The sequence below is a fragment of the Mesorhizobium oxytropidicola genome, from assembly GCF_056174625.1.
Genome location: NZ_CM149692.1, coordinates 1,761,799 through 1,778,434, shown reverse-complemented (window position 1 = coordinate 1,778,434; position 16,636 = coordinate 1,761,799). Strand labels below are relative to the sequence as shown.

General features: G+C 62.6%; 15 protein-coding genes, 4 pseudogenes and 1 riboswitch. Of the genes and pseudogenes, 10 read left to right on the top strand and 9 right to left on the bottom strand.

Features of this window, described 5'->3' with window-relative positions:
- Positions 1-90 precede the first annotated feature (90 nt).
- A riboswitch (SAM riboswitch) is annotated at positions 91-168 on the top strand.
- A gap of 72 nt (positions 169-240) precedes the next feature.
- From metX to AC0V8S_RS08885, 3 genes and pseudogenes are all read left to right on the top strand, one after another.
- Positions 241-1,411: pseudogene (gene metX / locus AC0V8S_RS08895) on the top strand (homoserine O-acetyltransferase MetX).
- Complete coding sequence (metW, locus tag AC0V8S_RS08890; protein ID WP_475437448.1) at positions 1,408-2,022, top strand: methionine biosynthesis protein MetW; 615 nt, start codon at positions 1,408-1,410, stop codon at positions 2,020-2,022. Before metX ends, metW begins: the two are co-directional and overlap by 4 nt.
- 140 nt (positions 2,023-2,162) lie before the next feature.
- Positions 2,163-3,089 (top strand): glycosyltransferase family 2 protein, encoded by a 927-nt coding sequence (locus AC0V8S_RS08885; RefSeq protein ID WP_475437447.1) that lies wholly within the window; start codon positions 2,163-2,165, stop codon positions 3,087-3,089.
- Positions 3,090-3,239: 150 nt separating this feature from the next.
- Here AC0V8S_RS08885 and AC0V8S_RS08880 read toward each other — a convergent pair whose 3' ends face one another.
- The gene (locus AC0V8S_RS08880; protein ID WP_475437446.1) at positions 3,240-3,560 is read right to left on the bottom strand and encodes a DUF1330 domain-containing protein; all 321 of its coding nucleotides are present in this window, start codon (positions 3,558-3,560) and stop codon (positions 3,240-3,242) included.
- A gap of 378 nt (positions 3,561-3,938) precedes the next feature.
- On the opposite strand from AC0V8S_RS08880, the gene AC0V8S_RS08875 reads away from it, so the two are divergent.
- Positions 3,939-4,874: a glycosyltransferase family 2 protein gene (locus AC0V8S_RS08875; protein WP_475437445.1), complete on the top strand. Its 936-nt coding sequence runs from the start codon at positions 3,939-3,941 to the stop codon at positions 4,872-4,874.
- Between the two features lie 14 nt (positions 4,875-4,888).
- On the opposite strand, the gene AC0V8S_RS08870 is transcribed toward AC0V8S_RS08875, so the two are convergent.
- From AC0V8S_RS08870 to AC0V8S_RS08860, 3 genes are all read right to left on the bottom strand, one after another.
- Positions 4,889-5,692 carry a DUF1194 domain-containing protein gene (locus AC0V8S_RS08870; protein WP_475437444.1) on the bottom strand — a complete coding sequence of 268 codons (804 nt, stop codon included), beginning with the start codon at positions 5,690-5,692 and terminating at the stop codon, positions 4,889-4,891.
- 88 nt (positions 5,693-5,780) lie between these two features.
- Complete coding sequence (locus AC0V8S_RS08865) at positions 5,781-7,607, bottom strand: ABC transporter ATP-binding protein/permease (RefSeq protein WP_475437443.1); 1,827 nt, start codon at positions 7,605-7,607, stop codon at positions 5,781-5,783.
- A gap of 133 nt (positions 7,608-7,740) precedes the next feature.
- On the bottom strand, positions 7,741-8,529 hold the full coding sequence (locus AC0V8S_RS08860) for a class I SAM-dependent methyltransferase (RefSeq protein ID WP_475437442.1): 789 nt from the start codon (positions 8,527-8,529) through the stop codon (positions 7,741-7,743).
- A 186-nt stretch (positions 8,530-8,715) separates the two neighbouring features.
- On the opposite strand from AC0V8S_RS08860, the gene gloB reads away from it, so the two are divergent.
- Together gloB and AC0V8S_RS08850 are read left to right on the top strand one after the other, a co-directional pair.
- Positions 8,716-9,483 carry a hydroxyacylglutathione hydrolase gene (gene gloB / locus AC0V8S_RS08855; protein ID WP_475437441.1) on the top strand — a complete coding sequence of 256 codons (768 nt, stop codon included), beginning with the start codon at positions 8,716-8,718 and terminating at the stop codon, positions 9,481-9,483.
- Positions 9,484-9,505: 22 nt separating this feature from the next.
- Positions 9,506-9,946: a cupin domain-containing protein gene (locus AC0V8S_RS08850; protein ID WP_095203997.1), complete on the top strand. Its 441-nt coding sequence runs from the start codon at positions 9,506-9,508 to the stop codon at positions 9,944-9,946.
- Here AC0V8S_RS08850 and AC0V8S_RS08845 read toward each other — a convergent pair.
- From AC0V8S_RS08845 to AC0V8S_RS08835, 3 genes are read right to left on the bottom strand one after another with little or no spacing between them, the layout of a single operon-like run.
- Entirely contained in the window at positions 9,921-10,595 is a 675-nt protein-coding gene (locus tag AC0V8S_RS08845) for a lysoplasmalogenase family protein (protein ID WP_183463545.1), read from the bottom strand. The two genes, AC0V8S_RS08850 and AC0V8S_RS08845, sit on opposite strands and share 26 nt — an antisense overlap.
- Positions 10,592-11,506 carry an aromatic amino acid exporter YddG gene (yddG, locus tag AC0V8S_RS08840; RefSeq protein WP_475437440.1) on the bottom strand — a complete coding sequence of 305 codons (915 nt, stop codon included), beginning with the start codon at positions 11,504-11,506 and terminating at the stop codon, positions 10,592-10,594. Before yddG ends, AC0V8S_RS08845 begins: the two co-directional genes overlap by 4 nt.
- A 44-nt stretch (positions 11,507-11,550) precedes the next feature.
- The gene (locus tag AC0V8S_RS08835) at positions 11,551-12,339 is read right to left on the bottom strand and encodes a DUF3108 domain-containing protein (RefSeq protein WP_183463547.1); all 789 of its coding nucleotides are present in this window, start codon (positions 12,337-12,339) and stop codon (positions 11,551-11,553) included.
- Between the two features lie 259 nt (positions 12,340-12,598).
- Here AC0V8S_RS08835 and rpmB point away from each other — a divergent pair, with 259 nt between their 5' ends.
- The 3 genes from rpmB (at position 12,599) to AC0V8S_RS08820 (ending at position 14,414) form a co-directional block, all read left to right on the top strand.
- Positions 12,599-12,895 carry a 50S ribosomal protein L28 gene (rpmB, locus tag AC0V8S_RS08830; protein ID WP_010911765.1) on the top strand — a complete coding sequence of 99 codons (297 nt, stop codon included), beginning with the start codon at positions 12,599-12,601 and terminating at the stop codon, positions 12,893-12,895.
- Positions 12,896-13,049: 154 nt separating this feature from the next.
- Positions 13,050-13,730, top strand: a complete 681-nt coding sequence (locus AC0V8S_RS08825) for a queuosine precursor transporter (protein WP_183463549.1) — start codon at positions 13,050-13,052, stop codon at positions 13,728-13,730.
- Positions 13,731-13,733: 3 nt separating this feature from the next.
- The gene (locus tag AC0V8S_RS08820; RefSeq protein ID WP_475437439.1) at positions 13,734-14,414 is read left to right on the top strand and encodes a hypothetical protein; all 681 of its coding nucleotides are present in this window, start codon (positions 13,734-13,736) and stop codon (positions 14,412-14,414) included.
- A 22-nt stretch (positions 14,415-14,436) separates the two neighbouring features.
- Here AC0V8S_RS08820 and AC0V8S_RS08815 read toward each other — a convergent pair.
- Together AC0V8S_RS08815 and AC0V8S_RS08810 are read right to left on the bottom strand one after the other, a co-directional pair.
- A pseudogene (locus tag AC0V8S_RS08815) lies at positions 14,437-14,814 on the bottom strand (SRPBCC family protein); the annotation flags it as partial.
- Between the two features lie 104 nt (positions 14,815-14,918).
- Positions 14,919-15,288: pseudogene (locus tag AC0V8S_RS08810) on the bottom strand (ArsR/SmtB family transcription factor).
- 210 nt (positions 15,289-15,498) lie between these two features.
- Between AC0V8S_RS08810 and AC0V8S_RS08805 the strand changes: the two are divergent.
- Positions 15,499-16,568: pseudogene (locus AC0V8S_RS08805) on the top strand (ISAs1 family transposase).
- Positions 16,569-16,636 lie beyond the last annotated feature (68 nt).

The following is a 16,636-nucleotide window of genomic DNA, read 5'->3' as shown; positions in this document are numbered from 1 at the left end:
TTTACACAAATTGTGCAAGGTGGCGAGAAGGACAACGATCCGTGAGAAACGCCGCCGTTGACGCCAACACCCCATGGCCCTAGAAGAGATAAGAACTTCCGTGGTGATTTGGCCGGTCGGCTTGCAGCCACGTTAAACAACTTGCTAAAGGGCCGTTTGCATCCTGTAACCGGCTTTGCGACGGCAATGCCGGTTTTTTGTTGTCCGCGCTTGGCCGGACGACCGATGGAAGAGATGTGAATGGCCGCTCTGCGCGCAAGAAAGACCAACAACGAGGCCGACCAGCCGTCGAGCCCGGTGTTGCGCTTCGGGCCGGACCAACCGCTCAAGCTCGATGCCGGCACGCTTTTGTCTCCGTTCCAGATCGCCTACCAGACCTATGGCACGCTGAACGATGCCCGCTCCAATGCCATCCTTGTCTGCCATGCGCTGACCGGCGACCAGCATGTCGCCAACACCAATCCGGTGACCGGCAAGCCGGGCTGGTGGGAAGTGTTGATCGGCCCTGGCAAGATCATCGACACCAACCGTTTCTTCGTCATCTGCTCCAACGTCATCGGCGGTTGCCTCGGCTCCACCGGCCCGGCTTCGACCAACCCCGCCACCGGCAAGCCCTATGGGCTCGACCTGCCGGTCATCACCATCCGCGACATGGTGCGCGCACAGCAGATGCTGATCGACCATTTCGGCATCGAGAAACTGTTCTGCGTGCTCGGCGGCTCGATGGGCGGCATGCAGGTGCTGGAATGGGCATCGAGCTATCCCGAGCGCGTCTTTTCGGCGCTGCCGATCGCCACCGGCGCGCGCCATTCCTCGCAGAACATCGCCTTCCACGAGGTCGGCCGGCAGGCCGTCATGGCCGATCCGGACTGGCATGGCGGCAAATATTTCGAGCATGGCAGGCGCCCGGAAAAGGGCCTGGCGGTGGCGCGCATGGCCGCCCACATCACCTACCTGTCGGAAGCCGCCCTGCACCGCAAATTCGGTCGCAATCTGCAGGACCGCGACCACCTGACTTTCGGCTTTGATGCCGACTTCCAGATCGAAAGCTATCTGCGCCACCAAGGCATGACCTTCGTCGACCGCTTCGACGCCAATTCCTATCTCTACATGACGCGGTCGATGGACTATTTCGACATTGCTGCCGACCATGGCGGCCGCCTGGCCGACGCCTTTGCCGGCACCAAGACCCGCTTCTGCCTGGTGTCGTTCACATCGGACTGGCTGTTTCCGACGGAAGAAAGCCGCTCCATCGTGCATGCGCTCAACGCCGCCGGTGCCTCGGTATCCTTCGTCGAGATCGAAACCGACCGACGGCCACGACGCCTTCCTGCTCGACGAGCCGGAACTGTTTGCCGCCATCAACGGCTTCATCGGCTCGGCAGCCCGCGCCAGAGGACTCGCATCATGAGCGTCAACGGCAGCCAGCGCGTCGACCTCGAGGTCGTCGCCAACCTCATCCCGCCTCAGTCCCGCGTGCTCGACGTCGGTTCGGGTGACGGCTCATTGCTTGAATTGCTGCAGGACACCAAGCAGGTCGACGGCCGTGGGCTTGAGCTGTCGCAGCGCGGCGTCAACGAATGCGTGGCGCGCGGCCTCTCTGTCATCCAGGGCGATGCCGACAAGGATCTCGAATTCTATCCCGACAAGGGTTTTGACTTCGTCGTCCTGTCGCAGACCTTGCAGGCCACCCGCAACCCGAAGCTGGTGCTCGACGAATTGCTCCGGATCGGCAATCGGGCGATCGTCTCCTTCCCCAATTTCGGCCATTGGCGGGTGCGCCTGTCGCTGTTCGTCAAAGGCCGCATGCCGGTGACCCAGGACCTGCCCTATTCCTGGTACGACACGCCCAACATCCATTTCTGCACCATCCGCGACTTCGTCAATCTGTGCGAGGAACTCGGCGCGACGGTGGAAAAGGCGACCGCGCTCGATGCCGCCGGCCAGAACATCGGCCTGTCGATGCCCTGGTGGTTCTGGAATTTCTTCGGCCAGCAAGCGGTTTTTTTGCTGAAGCGGTAGGGGTTGATTATCTCGATTTCTTCGTGCTTCCGAGGCGTTGTTTGAACTCCTTGCGCTATAATAGGATTCCATAAAACGTGCCTGTAGATTCGCTGAGCTATTCCCTTGTCCTGGAAATGGAGAATGCCAGGTCGGTAGACTTGGAAGAGGTCAGCGTTGGACTGACCGCCTTGGCGCGGGAAATCGGCGCTGTTTCTTCGCTGGGCCTTGCCAGGCCACAGGTCGTTATCTCCCATGGCGGAGACGACGCGGACACACTTTTGCTGAGAAGCAATATCGCACCTGCAGCATCGCAGCTGGAACAGGTCGCCGACGTGATCTTCGCCGCATGCCCAGGGGGCAGGTACTACGATCTCAAGAACAACGGCATTCCGGCAACCGACGGCGACATCGTCATTTTCACGGACTCCGATACCGTGGTGGAATCCGGATGGCTCTCAGCCATGCTTGGTCCATTTCAAGATCCCGCGACCGTGGCCGTAAATGGATACACCTACCTTTATTACGATGATTTCATGTCGAGAACATTTGCGCTGATCTGGTTTTTCCCGATGGCGCAAAAGGATACGCGCTTTGCTTCGAAACGCGCGATAAACGCCAACAACGTGGCCTTTCGCCGCGACTGGATCACCAATCACCCCTTTCCCGAAAGCAATGGCTTCAAGGTTTCCTGCACGCTGCTGATGCGTGCGCTTGAGCGCGACGGCCATAAACTCGTCAGCGCCAATGCACGTGTCTATCACCACCCGCCGCGCGGCTGGCGCTTCTTCCGCTGGCGCGCACTGGTGACCGGTCGCGATGCCGACCGGAAATTTCGAGAACTTGTATCCTCTCGTCGTAGCCGGCGGATCGTAAAGTCGCTCAGCCGATGGCTCACCATGTCGTGGCGCACAACACGGCGCATTATACGGCATGCCCGGCAAACGGGGATGCCGGTCTGGCAAATTCCATTGTCTCTGCTTGTCGGCCTGGCGTTCTACAGTTTGGCATTTTGGGGTCAGTTCAGCCTGGCCCTGGGCCTCATCCCTGACGAAATTGAAGTTCTGCCCGACTTTGCCGGCGGATAAGCGTATCCAGGCGCAACCCGCAAGCTCCACAGCGGCTGATTGCCGACCGCTAGAGCAATTCCAGGAAAAGTGTGAGCGGTTTTCCGTCCGGAATTGCGTCAAAACAAAGAGTTAGAGCCGTTCGCCGTTTCCATGAAACGGTGAACTGCTCTAGTCCAGGACATCCGTGGCCTTGTGCGGATGTTCGACGCCGTCAACGAACACCACGTCGGATTGAGAATTTCCCGTGCGCAGCGCCAGTATCGCCTGGTAAGCGGGCGAATTGTACCAGCTGCGCACCTGATGCCGGTCGGGAAATTCGATGATGATGAGGTTGCCCGGCCAGTCGTTCTCAATCACCTCGACATTGCCGCCATGGACCACGAAACGGCCGCCGAATGGCTCCAGCGTGGCATCGATCTTGTGCAGGTATTCGACGATCTGCGGGCCCATTGTGACTTGGCGCATATGGGCAACGGCGTAAGCGGTCATGACGTAACTCCCTTGTCGATCGAAGCCGATCTGCCAGCCTCGCCAGGGCAATCTGCCGGAGGGCCGATAGCAAAGCGATTACGTCCGAGGTAATGGAATGAACGCGACACAGTCGCGATGGACCGATCCCTCCAACGACCCATCGCAAACGCTCTTACCCGGCCACGCTGTTGCAATTGGAGCGCTAGGACGGGAATTCGTGCTTCCGCACGGGCTGAGCGCCAGCAGGATGGATGACACGGGAAGCTGTTTTTTGTAGCGTCACCAACGAATCCGACGATGCGTCGTGGAGGGGGGAAGTCCGATCGATTCGATCACCCTGAAGATCGAAAGACCTGGCAGGAAGCGCATTTTTGCGCTGGGAACGGCTGACGCGATATGACCGGGAAGACGGAGCGTTCGCCCCTCATCACAGTCATCACGCCGACCCACAATCGGCGCGAAACGGTATTGCGCGCCATCGAAAGCGTCCTTTCCCAGAGCATGCCGAGGCTTGAGCATATCGTCGTCGACGATGGTTCCACCGATGGCACGGAGGCGGCGCTGGCGCGCATCCGCGACCCGCGGCTGATCTATGTCGGGGCGAAATGGCGGGGCGCCAACGCCGCCAGGAATGCCGGAATAGAGCGCGCGCGGGCTCCGGTGGTGACATTCCTCGATTCCGACGATGTCTACATGCCGCATCGACTTGAACGGACCTTGGCCTGGTTCGACAACAATCCCACGCTTCAGGTGCTGATCAGCTCATACGTCTCGCTGAAGAGCGGCCGCGCCACCAACTGCGTCAATCCCGAGGCATTCATCAGCCCGATGATGCTGGAGCGGACGCTTGTGGCGCAGACAATCTTCATCGCCGGTACCGCTATCACCGCACGCCGCGAGGCTTTGCTCGCCATTGGCGGCTATGACAGCGACATCACCCGGATGCAGGACCGGGAATTGCTGCTGCGCCTCGCCCGGCGCTTCGGCGCGCAACTGTCCGGAGATCTCGACTGGACGAAACACAATTCGCAGAATTCGATTTCGCGCCGCCGTAGCGGCTATGTCGAAGCCTATGCGAACCTGATGGATAAACACCCGCATATCGCCCGCGTCTACCCGCACATTCCGCCCTACATGATCTCGCGGCAGATCATCGCCGATATTCTCAGGGGTCGGATACCGGAGGCGTTTGAGGGCTACATGGCCAACCGTTCGTCGAAAACGCTCGGCTATTCGCTGCCGGAACTGATCAACGGTTATGTCTGTGGCCGGCGCTGGCGCCGCAACGTCCACACTGAGTTTCGCAACAAGTTCGGCGCCCGGCATGCCTGAACCCGTCACAAAACTCACCGGTCGAGTTCCGGGAAATAGGGATCCGACAGGAATCGCCTGTCCCGTTCGCCTTGCAGGCAGTCGATCGGCGCATCCGCGTCGACGGGAATGACCCTGGCCTTGTCCTGAATGCCGCTCACTTCGAGGATCAGCTTGCGCCGGATGGCGGTGGAAAATTCGGCTGCCGCATAAATTGGCAGCACGAAGGAGCCCGGTCCGCCGGTCACGCACTGCGCGTAATACTGGTCGAGATGCTTGAAAGTTGGCGATGTGTTGATCAGGATCGGCAGGCCGTTGATGACGATGCCTTTGGCGGTTGCCGCATCGCGCATCGCGGTGACCGGCGGCCCGATATTGTTGGGGCCATCGCCGGAAACATCGATGACGCTGCGTTCACCGACGAAATCCGTCCTGTCGAAAAGCCCGGCGCCGAAGGCAAGTGCCGTGGAAATCGAGGTGCCGCGAAAACTCCGGAACGGGCGCGCGGCCACCTTGTCGGCAAAGCTGTTGGCGCTCTCGGCGCTGTCGATGATCTGCCAGTTGATGACCGCGTCATCGCGCACCGTGCCGGCCCATTCGAAATAGGCAATCGCGATGCGGCCCGTATTGCCGGACCGGACTGCCCTTATGAAATCGGGATGCCGCAGTGCCTCGACATAGCCGGCGCGCTGCAGCGCGAACTCCCTCTCGTCTATCGACAGGGAGATATCGACAGCCAACACCAACTCGACGTCGACAGTCAGCGCATCCGATGGCGAGGCAACCGGAGTTGGCTGGGCACAGGCAAGACAGGCAAGCAGGCGCAGAGCATCAAGCATCGCCACCGCCAAATTCTGTTTCTCCGGGAAATCTTCCTTCGCGATCGCGGCGAAATAAAGCTTGCTGCGACAGCGCGGGAAAACAGCCCTACTTCTTGCGGCGCTTGACGACCGGCGGCGGATCGATAGCGCCGGCCCTGACGCGGGCTGGTTTCAGCGGCTGTGCACCCGAATCCTTGACGATCGTCAGGCCGCGCGGAAAGAACTGGTTGTTGTGCTGACCGCGCCCGATGTTGATGATCGCGGCGCCCTTGAGATGCTTTTCCAGCATCGCCAACACGTGCCGCAGTGCCGGTCCGTCGAACGCGTCCATCGCCTCGTCGATGATCACCCATTTCGGCTGCCGCAAGGCGAGCCTGGCCACGCCCAGCAAGCGCTGTTCGTCATCGCCCAATTCATGGTCCCAGCGCCCGACACGGTCGAGCGACGACGACAGCCGTTCAAGGCCAACCTCGGCCAGCACCGCCGCAATATCGGTATCACTTGCGGGCGCATGCCCGTTCGCGTGATTGAGCACCTCGCGCAATGTGCCGGCCGGCAAATACGGCACGCGCGGCACGAAGATGAGGGTTTCTCCAGCTGGCAGGCCGATCTTGCCGCTGCCCCAAGGCCAAAGCCCGGCAATGGCGCGGAAGAACAGCGTCTTGCCGGCACCCGGCTCGCCGGTGATCATCACCCGCTCGCCGGGGCGGATCTCGACATACTGGTCGGAGAGTTTTGTGCAGCCCTCCGGCGAAGCCACCTGGAGCCTCTCGAACGTCAGGCTGCCATTGGCATTTTGATCGAAGGTGATGCGCCTTTCAGTGTCGTGCAGCACATCGGTTTCATCGAGCGCGATACGGAAGTCGGCGACACGCATCAGCGTCGCGCGCCAGTCGGCGATGCTGCCGATGTTGTTGATGAACCAGCGCAAGGAAGAATGCACCTGGTTGAAGGCACCGACCGCCATCATTAGTCCGCCGAAGCTGATATCGCCGGAAAAATAAACCGGCGACGCGACCAGAATGGGAGCCACGACCGTGATCCAGCCATAGGTATCGGTCACCCAGGATAGATTGATCTGGGCCGTGAAGATGCGCCGCATCGCGCCCAGCACCGTGCCGAGGTCGAGTTCGAGCCGCCGTTTGGCGTCGTCTTCGCCATGGTAGAGCGCGATCGCATCGACATTCTCGTTGACGCGCACCATGGAGGAGCGCAGCTCGGCTTCGCGCGTGTAGCGATCGCTGTTGAGCCTGATCAGCGGCCGACCGACCAGCCAGCTCAGCCAGGAGGCGATGCCGGCATAGAGGAACGCGGCCCACACCATGTAGCCCGGTATCGCCAGCGACCAGCCGCCAATGTGGAAGACGAAGCCCGAGGACAGTTCCCACAGCACGCCGACGAAGGACAGGAGCAGGATGAGCGACTGCAGCAGGCCGACGCCGAGGTCGGTCGACAGGTCCGAGAGATGCGCCGCGTCCTGCTGCATGCGCTGATCGGGATTGACGCCGATGGCGCCGGCATTGGCCAGCCGGAAGGCGCGCGCCGGCCGCATCCACTGGTCGATCAGGTCCAGCGTCAGTGCCTCGCGCAGCTTCAGCCGGATCATCTGGTTGAGCCAGGTCTGGCCGATATTGAGCACCAGCAGGCCGCCGGCGATCATCGCAAAGACGAGGAGCTGGTGCAGGAAGGCCGCCATGTCGCGGCGCGCCAGCGCATCGTAGAAGGGCTGGTTCCAGCGGTTGAGCAGGACCTGGCCAATCGACGTCGCGATGATGACGGCCATGATGCCGACCGACGTCCACAGCAACCATTTGCGAACCGGGGACACCACCAGCGCCCGCTTGATCGTCGCCACCTGATCGCGCAGGCTGCTGGCCTCGACGGCCACGGCGATCGGCTGAACGGTGGCCTGATTGTCCAGTTGATCAGCCATGTCAGAGGTCCTTGCGTTCAGGTGCGATGCTGAAACCGGATGAAGGGAGCCGACGGCAGCCGCCTGTTAGTCCGCGAACCCAGCACGACAGATAGGTCGGAAAAATGCCGCGCGAGGAAAGTTTCCGCGCTGATCACGAAGGTTTCACCTGGCGAGCCGCTGCTGCCGCGGCTGTCGCCTCGGCCCGGCGGCCGAGCCGTGTCGCGCCGTGTGGCGACAGCACCGGCACGAAAACGCGGCGCGAGGCGCGCTGGGCCACCGGCACACCCTGATAGAGCCGTTTCTGCGCCTCGACGACGATGACGCCGGAAAAGATCGGCCACAGCCGCCGGCCGGCGCGCTCCAGCACATTGTGGAAGCGCATCATGAAGCGTCGTCGCGATGGTGGGAAGAACAGCGCATCCGACCAGGCGGCGGGCGTGAAATTCGCCTCACGCAGCAGTTCCGTCAGCTGCCCGCGTGAGAACGGCCGGCCATTGCCGAACGGCGTATGCTCGAAGCGTGCCCAGACACCGCGCCGGTTGGGCACGACGATGACGACGCGGCCCGCCGGCGACAGCACCCGCCAGATCTCGTTCAGCGTCTCGCGCGGGTTTTCGACATGTTCGAGCGAATGGACGAGCAGCATGCGGTCGATGCAGGAATCGACCAGCGGCAGTTCCTCGTCGAAGACCAGCGCCGTCGCCGTCGGTCCTGCCGCCGGCCAGACCACGGCGCCCTGCGTCGCCGGCATGAAGGCAAAGACCCGCTCGGCGTCGGAACCGAAACGTTCCAACCATGGCAAGGTATAGCCGAGACCGACCAGCCTTTCATTGGGGACGGTGGCCCATATCGACGACAGCGCCATGGTGATCGAGCGCTCGGCGAACCGGCCGAGCGTTGTCGAGTAGAAGGAGCGAAGGTCGACGATGTCGGAATGCATGCCAGGGATGTAGCCGTGATATCGGCAGGTTTCAACAAAGAGCCCCTGAGGTTGCCGACACATCCCCGGATGACATTCATCATCTCCGGGAGTGACATTGTCATCTCCGGAGTGACACTTGTCATCTCCGGGATGACATCCGCCCTCTGGCGCCCTATGTCTGCGGCGACAAAATGGAGAGATACGATGGCGGTCGAAATCGAACAGTTCATGTGCCGCAGCGATAATTTCGGCGTGCTGGTGCATGACCGCAAAAGCGGGCAGACCGCGCTCATCGACGCACCCGAGGAAGCGCCTATCCTGGCCGCGATCAAGCGCACCGGCTGGACGCCGACGATGATCCTGACCACGCATCATCATATGGACCACGTCGAGGCCAATCTGGCGCTGAAGAAGCGCTTCAAACTGCGCATCGTCGGCCCGGAGGCGGAAAAGGCCAAGATTCCCGGCATCGACGAGACCGTAGAAGAAGGCTCCATCCTTCATCTCGGCGACGAGCGGATCGAGGTGATCGCCACTCCCGGCCACACCGCCGGCCACGTTTCCTATCATCTGCCGGCGTCGCAGGTGGCTTTCACTGCCGACACGCTGTTCGCGCTGGGCTGTGGGCGGCTGTTCGAATGCAAGCCGCCGGTGATGTATGAATCACTGAAGAAACTTGCCGCCCTTCCCGCCGCGACGTCTATCTATTGCGGCCATGAATACACGCTCGCCAACGCCCGTTTCGCGTTGACCGTCGACCCGACCAATTCGGCGTTGAAGGAGCGCGCCGCCAGGATCGAGGCGCTGCGGGCCGACAGCAAGCCGACGCTGCCGACGACGATCGGCGAGGAATTGTCGACCAATCCCTTCCTGCGCTGGCACGATCCGGCGATCCGCAAGCATCTCGGCATGGAAAAGGCTGGAGATGCCGAAGTGTTCGCCGAGATCCGCAAGCGCAAGGACAATTTTTGAGCATCGTGCAGGCCTTCGACCGATGACCAGTTCAGCAGAAATCATTGCGACACTCGGATTGAAGCCGCATCCGGAAGGCGGCTGGTACACGGAAACCTTTCGCGACGAAGCCGGCGGTGCACGCGGCCATTCGACCGCCATCTATTTCCTGCTGGAACAGCACCAGCTCTCGGCTTGGCATCGCGTCAAGGATGCCGCCGAGGTCTGGCATTTCCATGCTGGCGCGCCGCTGGCGCTGTCGATGTGGGAAGAAGGGTCAACGGTGATCGAGCAGGTGCTCGGCATCGGGCTCGCGGCGGGTGAACGGCCGCAGATCGTCGTGCCGGCAGGCTGGTGGCAATCGGCGCGCAGCCTGGGCGACTGGACGCTGGTCGGCTGCACGGTCGCGCCGGGCTTCGATTTCGCCGCTTTCGAACTGGCCGAGCCAGGCTGGCAGCCTACCCCAGCAGGAAACCCAGCGTGATCGCGAACTGGGCGGCGTAGTACAAAACCCACACCGCAAATCGCATCCACGCGCGATGCGGCGAGATGGCCGCCACCAGAAACTTCTCAGTGGCGAGCAGCCCGTCCGATGCCATGAACAGCACGGCGCCGCCGATGACCCAGGCGCTGTTGGTGGTCAGAGCGGACATGCCCATCGCCAGGATCGCCACGACATAACAGGCGATCGGCACACGCAGGCTGGGGCCGACGCGGCGCCAGAGCGCGGCGAGCATGACGATCACGAACACCGCCAGTGCCAGTGCGATGGCCCCGCGCCAGGATTCGGCGCCGAGCAATCCCAGCCCGCCACCGCTGCGCAGGAACAGTGCGATGTAGACAATGTGGGCGACGAGAAAACTCGCCAACCCGCCGAGAAACGCCTTTTCGCCGTCGCGCGACAGGAAGGCGTCGCCCACCGCGCTAAGCGCCAGGGCCACGACCAGCAGCAGCGGGCCGCCTTGCAGCGCCGAAAGCACGGCAAGCATCGCGACGCTAAGCGTCTTTGCCGCGGAGCGGGCGAGGCTCTGCGGCATGCCGAGCGTGAAAGCATAGATCACCGCCGCAACCAGCGAGAAGATCAGCGTCGCATTGGCATTGGCGTCGATGCCGCCGCCAAACGGCATGGTCATGCCCCGGCTCCGCTTTCGGCTGCCTCGGCTCGGCTCCCAGCGACGGCCGGCTTGCGCAGGAACAGCGATTTTGCCGCCAAGGCCGCACCGCCAGTGATGAGCACGCAGGCGGCGAGGATGCGCAGCGACGGCTCGGCGACGCCGGCCGCGATCAGCACCAGCGTCGACAACAGCGGCGCCGCATAGCTTGCCGCGCCCAGCACCTGGATGTTGCCGCGTTTGACGCCGATGTCCCAGGCATAGAAGGCCGCCCCCACCGGCATCAGGCCAAGCCCAAGCACCGCCAGCCACTGGCCGACGCCTTCAGGCAACACCGTTTGCTCCAGCGCCAGATGGCAAACGAGCGACAGCACGGCAGTCGCCGCGCAAAACCAGGTGACGATGCTGGTCGGCACCGACGGAAAGCGCCGCGACAAAAGCGAGTAGGACGACCACAGCAGCGCGCAGACGGCAGCCATGGCATAGCCGAACGTGTAGCGCGCGTCGAAGGCCAGCCCGCCGCCCTTGGTGACGATCAGCACGGTGCCGGCCAGGCCGAGCAGCGCGCCGACGACATGGTTCCACGCCAGTTTTTCGCCCGGCATCAGCGCCGAGCCGAGCACGATCAGCAGCGGCCACAGATAGGCGATCAGGCTGGCCTCCACCGCCGGCGCGTTGCGCAGCGCTGTGAAATAGAAAAAATGGTAGCCGAACAGGCCAGCAATGCCGATCAGCCAGACCTGTGGTGGAATCTTCTGGCTCTTGTCGGCGGCCGGCATGAACAGCCGCGCGACAAGCCCGACGCCAGTGCCGATCGAGAAGGTGATCGCCGACAAAAGGAATGGCGGCACCTTGCCCGACGCATCGGTGAGCAGCGCCAAAAGCGCCCACATGGCGACCGCCGAAAAACCGATCAGTGTTGCGCGCGCCATGTCCTCTCCCGTGGCGCGCCCTGTTCTGTCCCCAGGGGTGTGCCCTATTGTACCGCTTCGAAACGCCCGGCGCTGATGGTCAAGGTGCCGATCTGCGTTCCCACCGTGGCGTGGATCGGCGCATATACTCCGGTTTGGCCGAGCGGCGCAAACGTCACCATCATGCGGCTTTTGTTCTTGAGATAGTTGAGCGCCTTGCGGCCTTTGCGATAGCCCGCCACCGGCTCGAAGCCCATCCGGCAGGTGATGGTGTCGCCCTTGTAGCCCGGCACCGAGATGGTGCCTTTCGAAACGTAGGTCAGCGTCAGGTCGGCGCGCATCTCGCCATCATAGAACTTGACCTTGCGGCCGCAGACCTGGTCGAGGCTGTCGGCATGGACGACGGTGGCGGCCATCGGATCGAGCACCGATGCCAGGTCGCCGGCACCGATCGGCACCCAATTGTTGGGGTCACGCTTTTCCGGCGCCGGAATGACCTGCGTCGAGGTCACAGCGCCATTGGTGAAGCGGATATCGACCACCGATGCCTTCTTGCCGGACGTGTAATCGGCCCGGAATGCCTGCGGCACCATCTTCTTGCCCGAAATCGTGCCCTTGGACGAAATGGTGCCGCGCGTGTCGTCGAACAGCTTGGCGAGGCCTGCAGCGGACACGCTGCCTTCGATCGCGTAGGCGCCATTCTCATAATGGCTGGAGAAGGTCGATCTTGCGATCGAGAGACCAAGGAACGACACCGTGTACTCGCCCTTGAAGGACTGCGGCGAGGCAGCCGACGCGGCGGAGGGCAAGGCGATGGCAAGCGCGGCACCGAGCGCGTGAGACAAACGAGGCATGGCGGGATCGGATCCTTGATTTTGGGCCGGAGGCGGGCGACTCCGGTCTGGCATGTCCCTATGAGACCGCTTATAGGATGAAATCCGGCCTTAATATGAAATGCCGGGCGCTTCCGTGGCAAAGCCGGAGCTTGACGCCCCGGCGAAATGCAACTATGGAACGCCAACTTTTTCCATAAGGCCGCCTGACCAGAACCGCGCGCCACCCGGCGTGGGCACAAAGGTTTGGCAGGTCCCGAGAGAATTGAAGGTTAGAATTATGTCCCGCACCTGCGAACTCACTGCCAAGGCAGTCCAGACCGGCAACAATGTGAGCCACGCCAACAACAAGACCAAGCGTCGCTTCCTGCCAAACCTCGTCAATGTGACGCTGATTTCGGAAGCGCTGAACCAGAATGTGCGCCTGCGCATTTCGGCCAACGCGCTGCGTTCGGTCGAACATCGCGGCGGTCTCGACGCTTTCCTGGCCAAGGCCGACGTCAAGGAACTGTCGCAGCGCGCGCGTCTCTTGAAGAAGCAGATCGCCAAGAAGCTGGCCGAACAGGTCGCTGCGTAACATCGGATAAAGGCGGGGGACCGCCCGGGCCAACCTCTTGTTGGCCTTGGGCATCGGATAGATCCGCAAGGTTCGACATCCGATGCTCAACTACGAAGCGAGCACCGCCCGATGGGCATGATGCTCCGCTGGTTCCATTACCCAGGATAAAAAAATGACTTCCTTCTCGCGATATCTGCCCTTCGTGGCCGCCATGGCGCTTGTCGTCGTGGCGTCGAACATTCTCGTGCAGTTCCCGATGCAGGGCCAGATCGGTGGCCTCTCGCTGGCCGACCTGCTCACCTGGGGCGCTTTCACCTATCCCTTCTCCTTCCTGGTCACCGACCTCGCCAACCGCCGATATGGCCCCGCCGTGGCGCGCCGGATCGTCTTTGTCGGCTTCATGACGGCGGTGGTCTGTTCGATCCTCGTGCCGCCCTTCCTGTTTCGCCATGGCCTGATCGAATTCGAGACCGCCGCCGACCGGCTGGTTCGAATCGCGGCGGCGTCCGGAGCGGCGTTCCTGTCCGCGCAGCTGCTCGACGTGACGGTGTTCAACCGGCTGCGCCGGCAGAGCTGGTGGCGGGCGCCGATCGTCGGCACTCTGGTCGGATCGGTGTTCGACACCATGGTGTTCTTCACCGTCGCCTTCTCGGCCGCTTTCGCTTTTGCCGGCCCGAACGACGGCTTTGCGCTTGAGACGGCACCGCTGATGGGTGTCTTCCACGTCGACGCCATGCGCTGGGTTTCCTGGGCGCTGGGCGACCTCTCGGTGAAGCTGATCATCGCCGTGGTTGCGCTCATCCCCTACCGGCTGCTCGCCGCCCGCTGGAGCCAGCCGGCGGTGGCCGTCTAGACGATGATCCCCTGGGTCCAGCTCGATTCGGCAAAGACCGGGGATGGTGCCCAAGAACTTCGCCTGAAACGGCGCGGCAGCGAATTCTCGATCATGCTCGGCACCAACGAGCTGATGAACAGCCGCCTCAGCGGCTCCGAGCAAGCGCTGGCGAAACTGTCCTGCCAAAGGATTGCGGGCCATCGGCAGCCGAGAATCCTGATCGGCGGGCTTGGCATGGGTTTTACATTGCGCGCCGCCTTGGCCGAACTCGGCAACGATGCCGGCGTCGTTGTCGCGGAACTGGTGCCGGCGGTCGTTGCCTGGGCACGCGGCCCGATGGCGGAGGTGTTTGGCAGCTGCCTCGACGACCCCCGCGTCACCATAGAGGAGACCGATGTCGGCCAGTTGATACGGTCCGGGCCTGCGGCCTGGGACGCGATCCTGCTCGATGTCGACAATGGCCCCGAAGGCATCGTCCACAAGGGCAATGACGCCCTCTACAGCCTGGCAGGCCTCGGCGCCGCACGCGCCGCCCTCAAGCCGGGCGGCGTGCTGGCGGTGTGGTCCCAGGGACCGGACAGCGGCTTCACGCGGCGGCTGAAGCAGGCGGGCTTCGCGGTCGAGGAGGTCAACACGCGCGCCAACGGCAAGCGCGGCGCGCGCCATGTCATCTGGATCGCCACCAACGGCTCACGGTCCTGACCGAAGCCCCGGCGGTTTCGTTCTAGTTTGACTTCTGGAGCTCCGCGGCAAGAGCCTCCAGCAGCCCGCGCGTCCCCTCCTCCCGACCCTTGGCGGAATCGACTCCATCGAAGAAGGCACCTTGTTCGGTATAGGTTAGCCTTGTGCCATCACCCGAGGGTATCAGCTCTACCGTGGTCAGTGACGCCGACATCGGCTGCGGCCCGATTGCCATCCGGTAGGAAAACACGATGCGCTGGTCCGGAACGATGTCCTGGAACTGCGCGTCGAGCCTGACCTCCGGGCCGCCGCCATAGCTGAAGCGCGACACCTCGCCGCCTCCGACCCGAAAATCGAAGCTGAATTCGGCGATAGTGAAACCATCGCCTTCGACCCGCCAGCGCCGCACCGTCGCCTTGTCGGCGAAGGCATGGAAGACACGATCCGGCGACTGCGGGTAGGTGCGCTCGATGGTGAATGTGGAGTGGATGACGGAATGCTCGTCTTTCACGGGGGCGATCTGGTTCATGTCTGGTCGTCCTTTTCCTGGTCTTGAACTTTCGGGGATGATTGGTCCGTCTCGGCCAGAATCTCGCCAAGGCGGTCGAGGGTGGCGTTCCGCCGGAATGCGGCGCTCCGCAATCCAGTCGGCGAGCGGAGCGAGCCCGCCCGGTTCGATCCGGCAGGTGCGCACCCGCCCGATCTTCTCGCTGCGGATCAGTCCGCAGGCCTCCAGCACCTGCAAATGTTGCAGCACGGCGGCAAAGGTCATGCCGAACGGCTCCGCCAGCTGGCTGACGGTGGCCGGTCCACGGCTCAAGCGTTCCAGGATCTGGCGGCGGGTTGGCTCGGCGAGCGCGCGCAGGATGCTGTCGATCTTGGAATAGTCAAGCATGGACTTGAGTATTGCGCCAGCGACGCCAATTGTCAAGTCTAGACTAAAGTGTTTTGCCGAGCGTCAATCGGGTGACGGGCAGTCGACCCCCACTCCATCTCGGCTTCGCCGAGCCACCTCTCCCCCGATCGACCAGGGGAATCGCATATGGCGATTTTGGGCTTGAAGTTGGTTTGAGAAGGGATTCTTGGGAAGGCAGTCCAGCGAGGAGTGACTGCCATTACCAGCCTTGAGAGCTATTTCGGTACGGTGCCTGATCCGCGCGCGGCCAACGCCACACATCGGCTTGGCGACCTGATCGTGATGATGATCGCTGCGAGCCTGTGTGGCGCGACCAGCGCAACGGAGTTTTCGTTGTTCGCGCAAGAGCGCAAACAGGCGCTGTCGCGCTTGATCGACTATGAGGAGGCGCCTAGCCACGACACCTTCTCGCGGCTGTTGCGCCTGCTCGATCCGGAGGCCTTCGGACGGGCGTTCGCCGCCTTTGCCGCAGGCTTTGCCCAGGCACGTCAGGGTGTGGTCGCACTTGATGGCAAGGCGCTGCGGCGGGCCTATGAGAAAGGCCTTGCGGCCAGCCCGCCCCTGACGGTGTCGGCCTTTGCCAGCCAGACGCGGCTGTGTTTGGCGGGGTCTCGCCCGGCGACGAAGACAATGAGGTCGAGGCTGCCCTCAAGGTCGTCGAACTCATTGATCTTACTGGCCGATTGGTCACGGCCGATGCCCTCCACTGCCACACGCGCATGGCCAAGGCCATCATTCAGCGCGGCGGCGACTATCTGCTCGCACTCAAGGGAAACCGCCGGCATTGGTTGGCTCGGGCCAATCAACAACTGGCCCAGACCACTCCCGCCGTCACTGAGCGGACCGAGACCAGCCATGGCCGCAACGAATGGCGGCAGGCAGAGGTCGTGGTGGCGGCTGAACCAATGATGCCGGGGCACAAGGCCTTCATCCGCATCACCAGCCGGCGCGATCAGGCCGAGCCGCTGACGCGCCTGTTCATGGCCTCAACGCTGCTGTCGCCACAGCAGGCGATCGACCTCACCAGAGCCCATTGGCAGATCGAGAACGCACTGCACTGGATGCTCGACGTTCATCTGCACGAGGACCTCAGTCGTGCCCGCAAGGACAACGCTCCCGCCAACACCGCCCTCATCAACCGCATCGCCAGAAATATCCTTCAGGCCGCCGACATCGACAAAGTCCCCATTAGCCACCGCATCAAGAAATGCGCTTGGAATGACGACTATCTCATCCAGGCAATCGCTCATATGCGATAGCCCTGCCCGATCGACGGGGTAGAGGAAAGGCGCGAGCTTATGCCGGCTGGCACCTTTCCTCTCCCTCC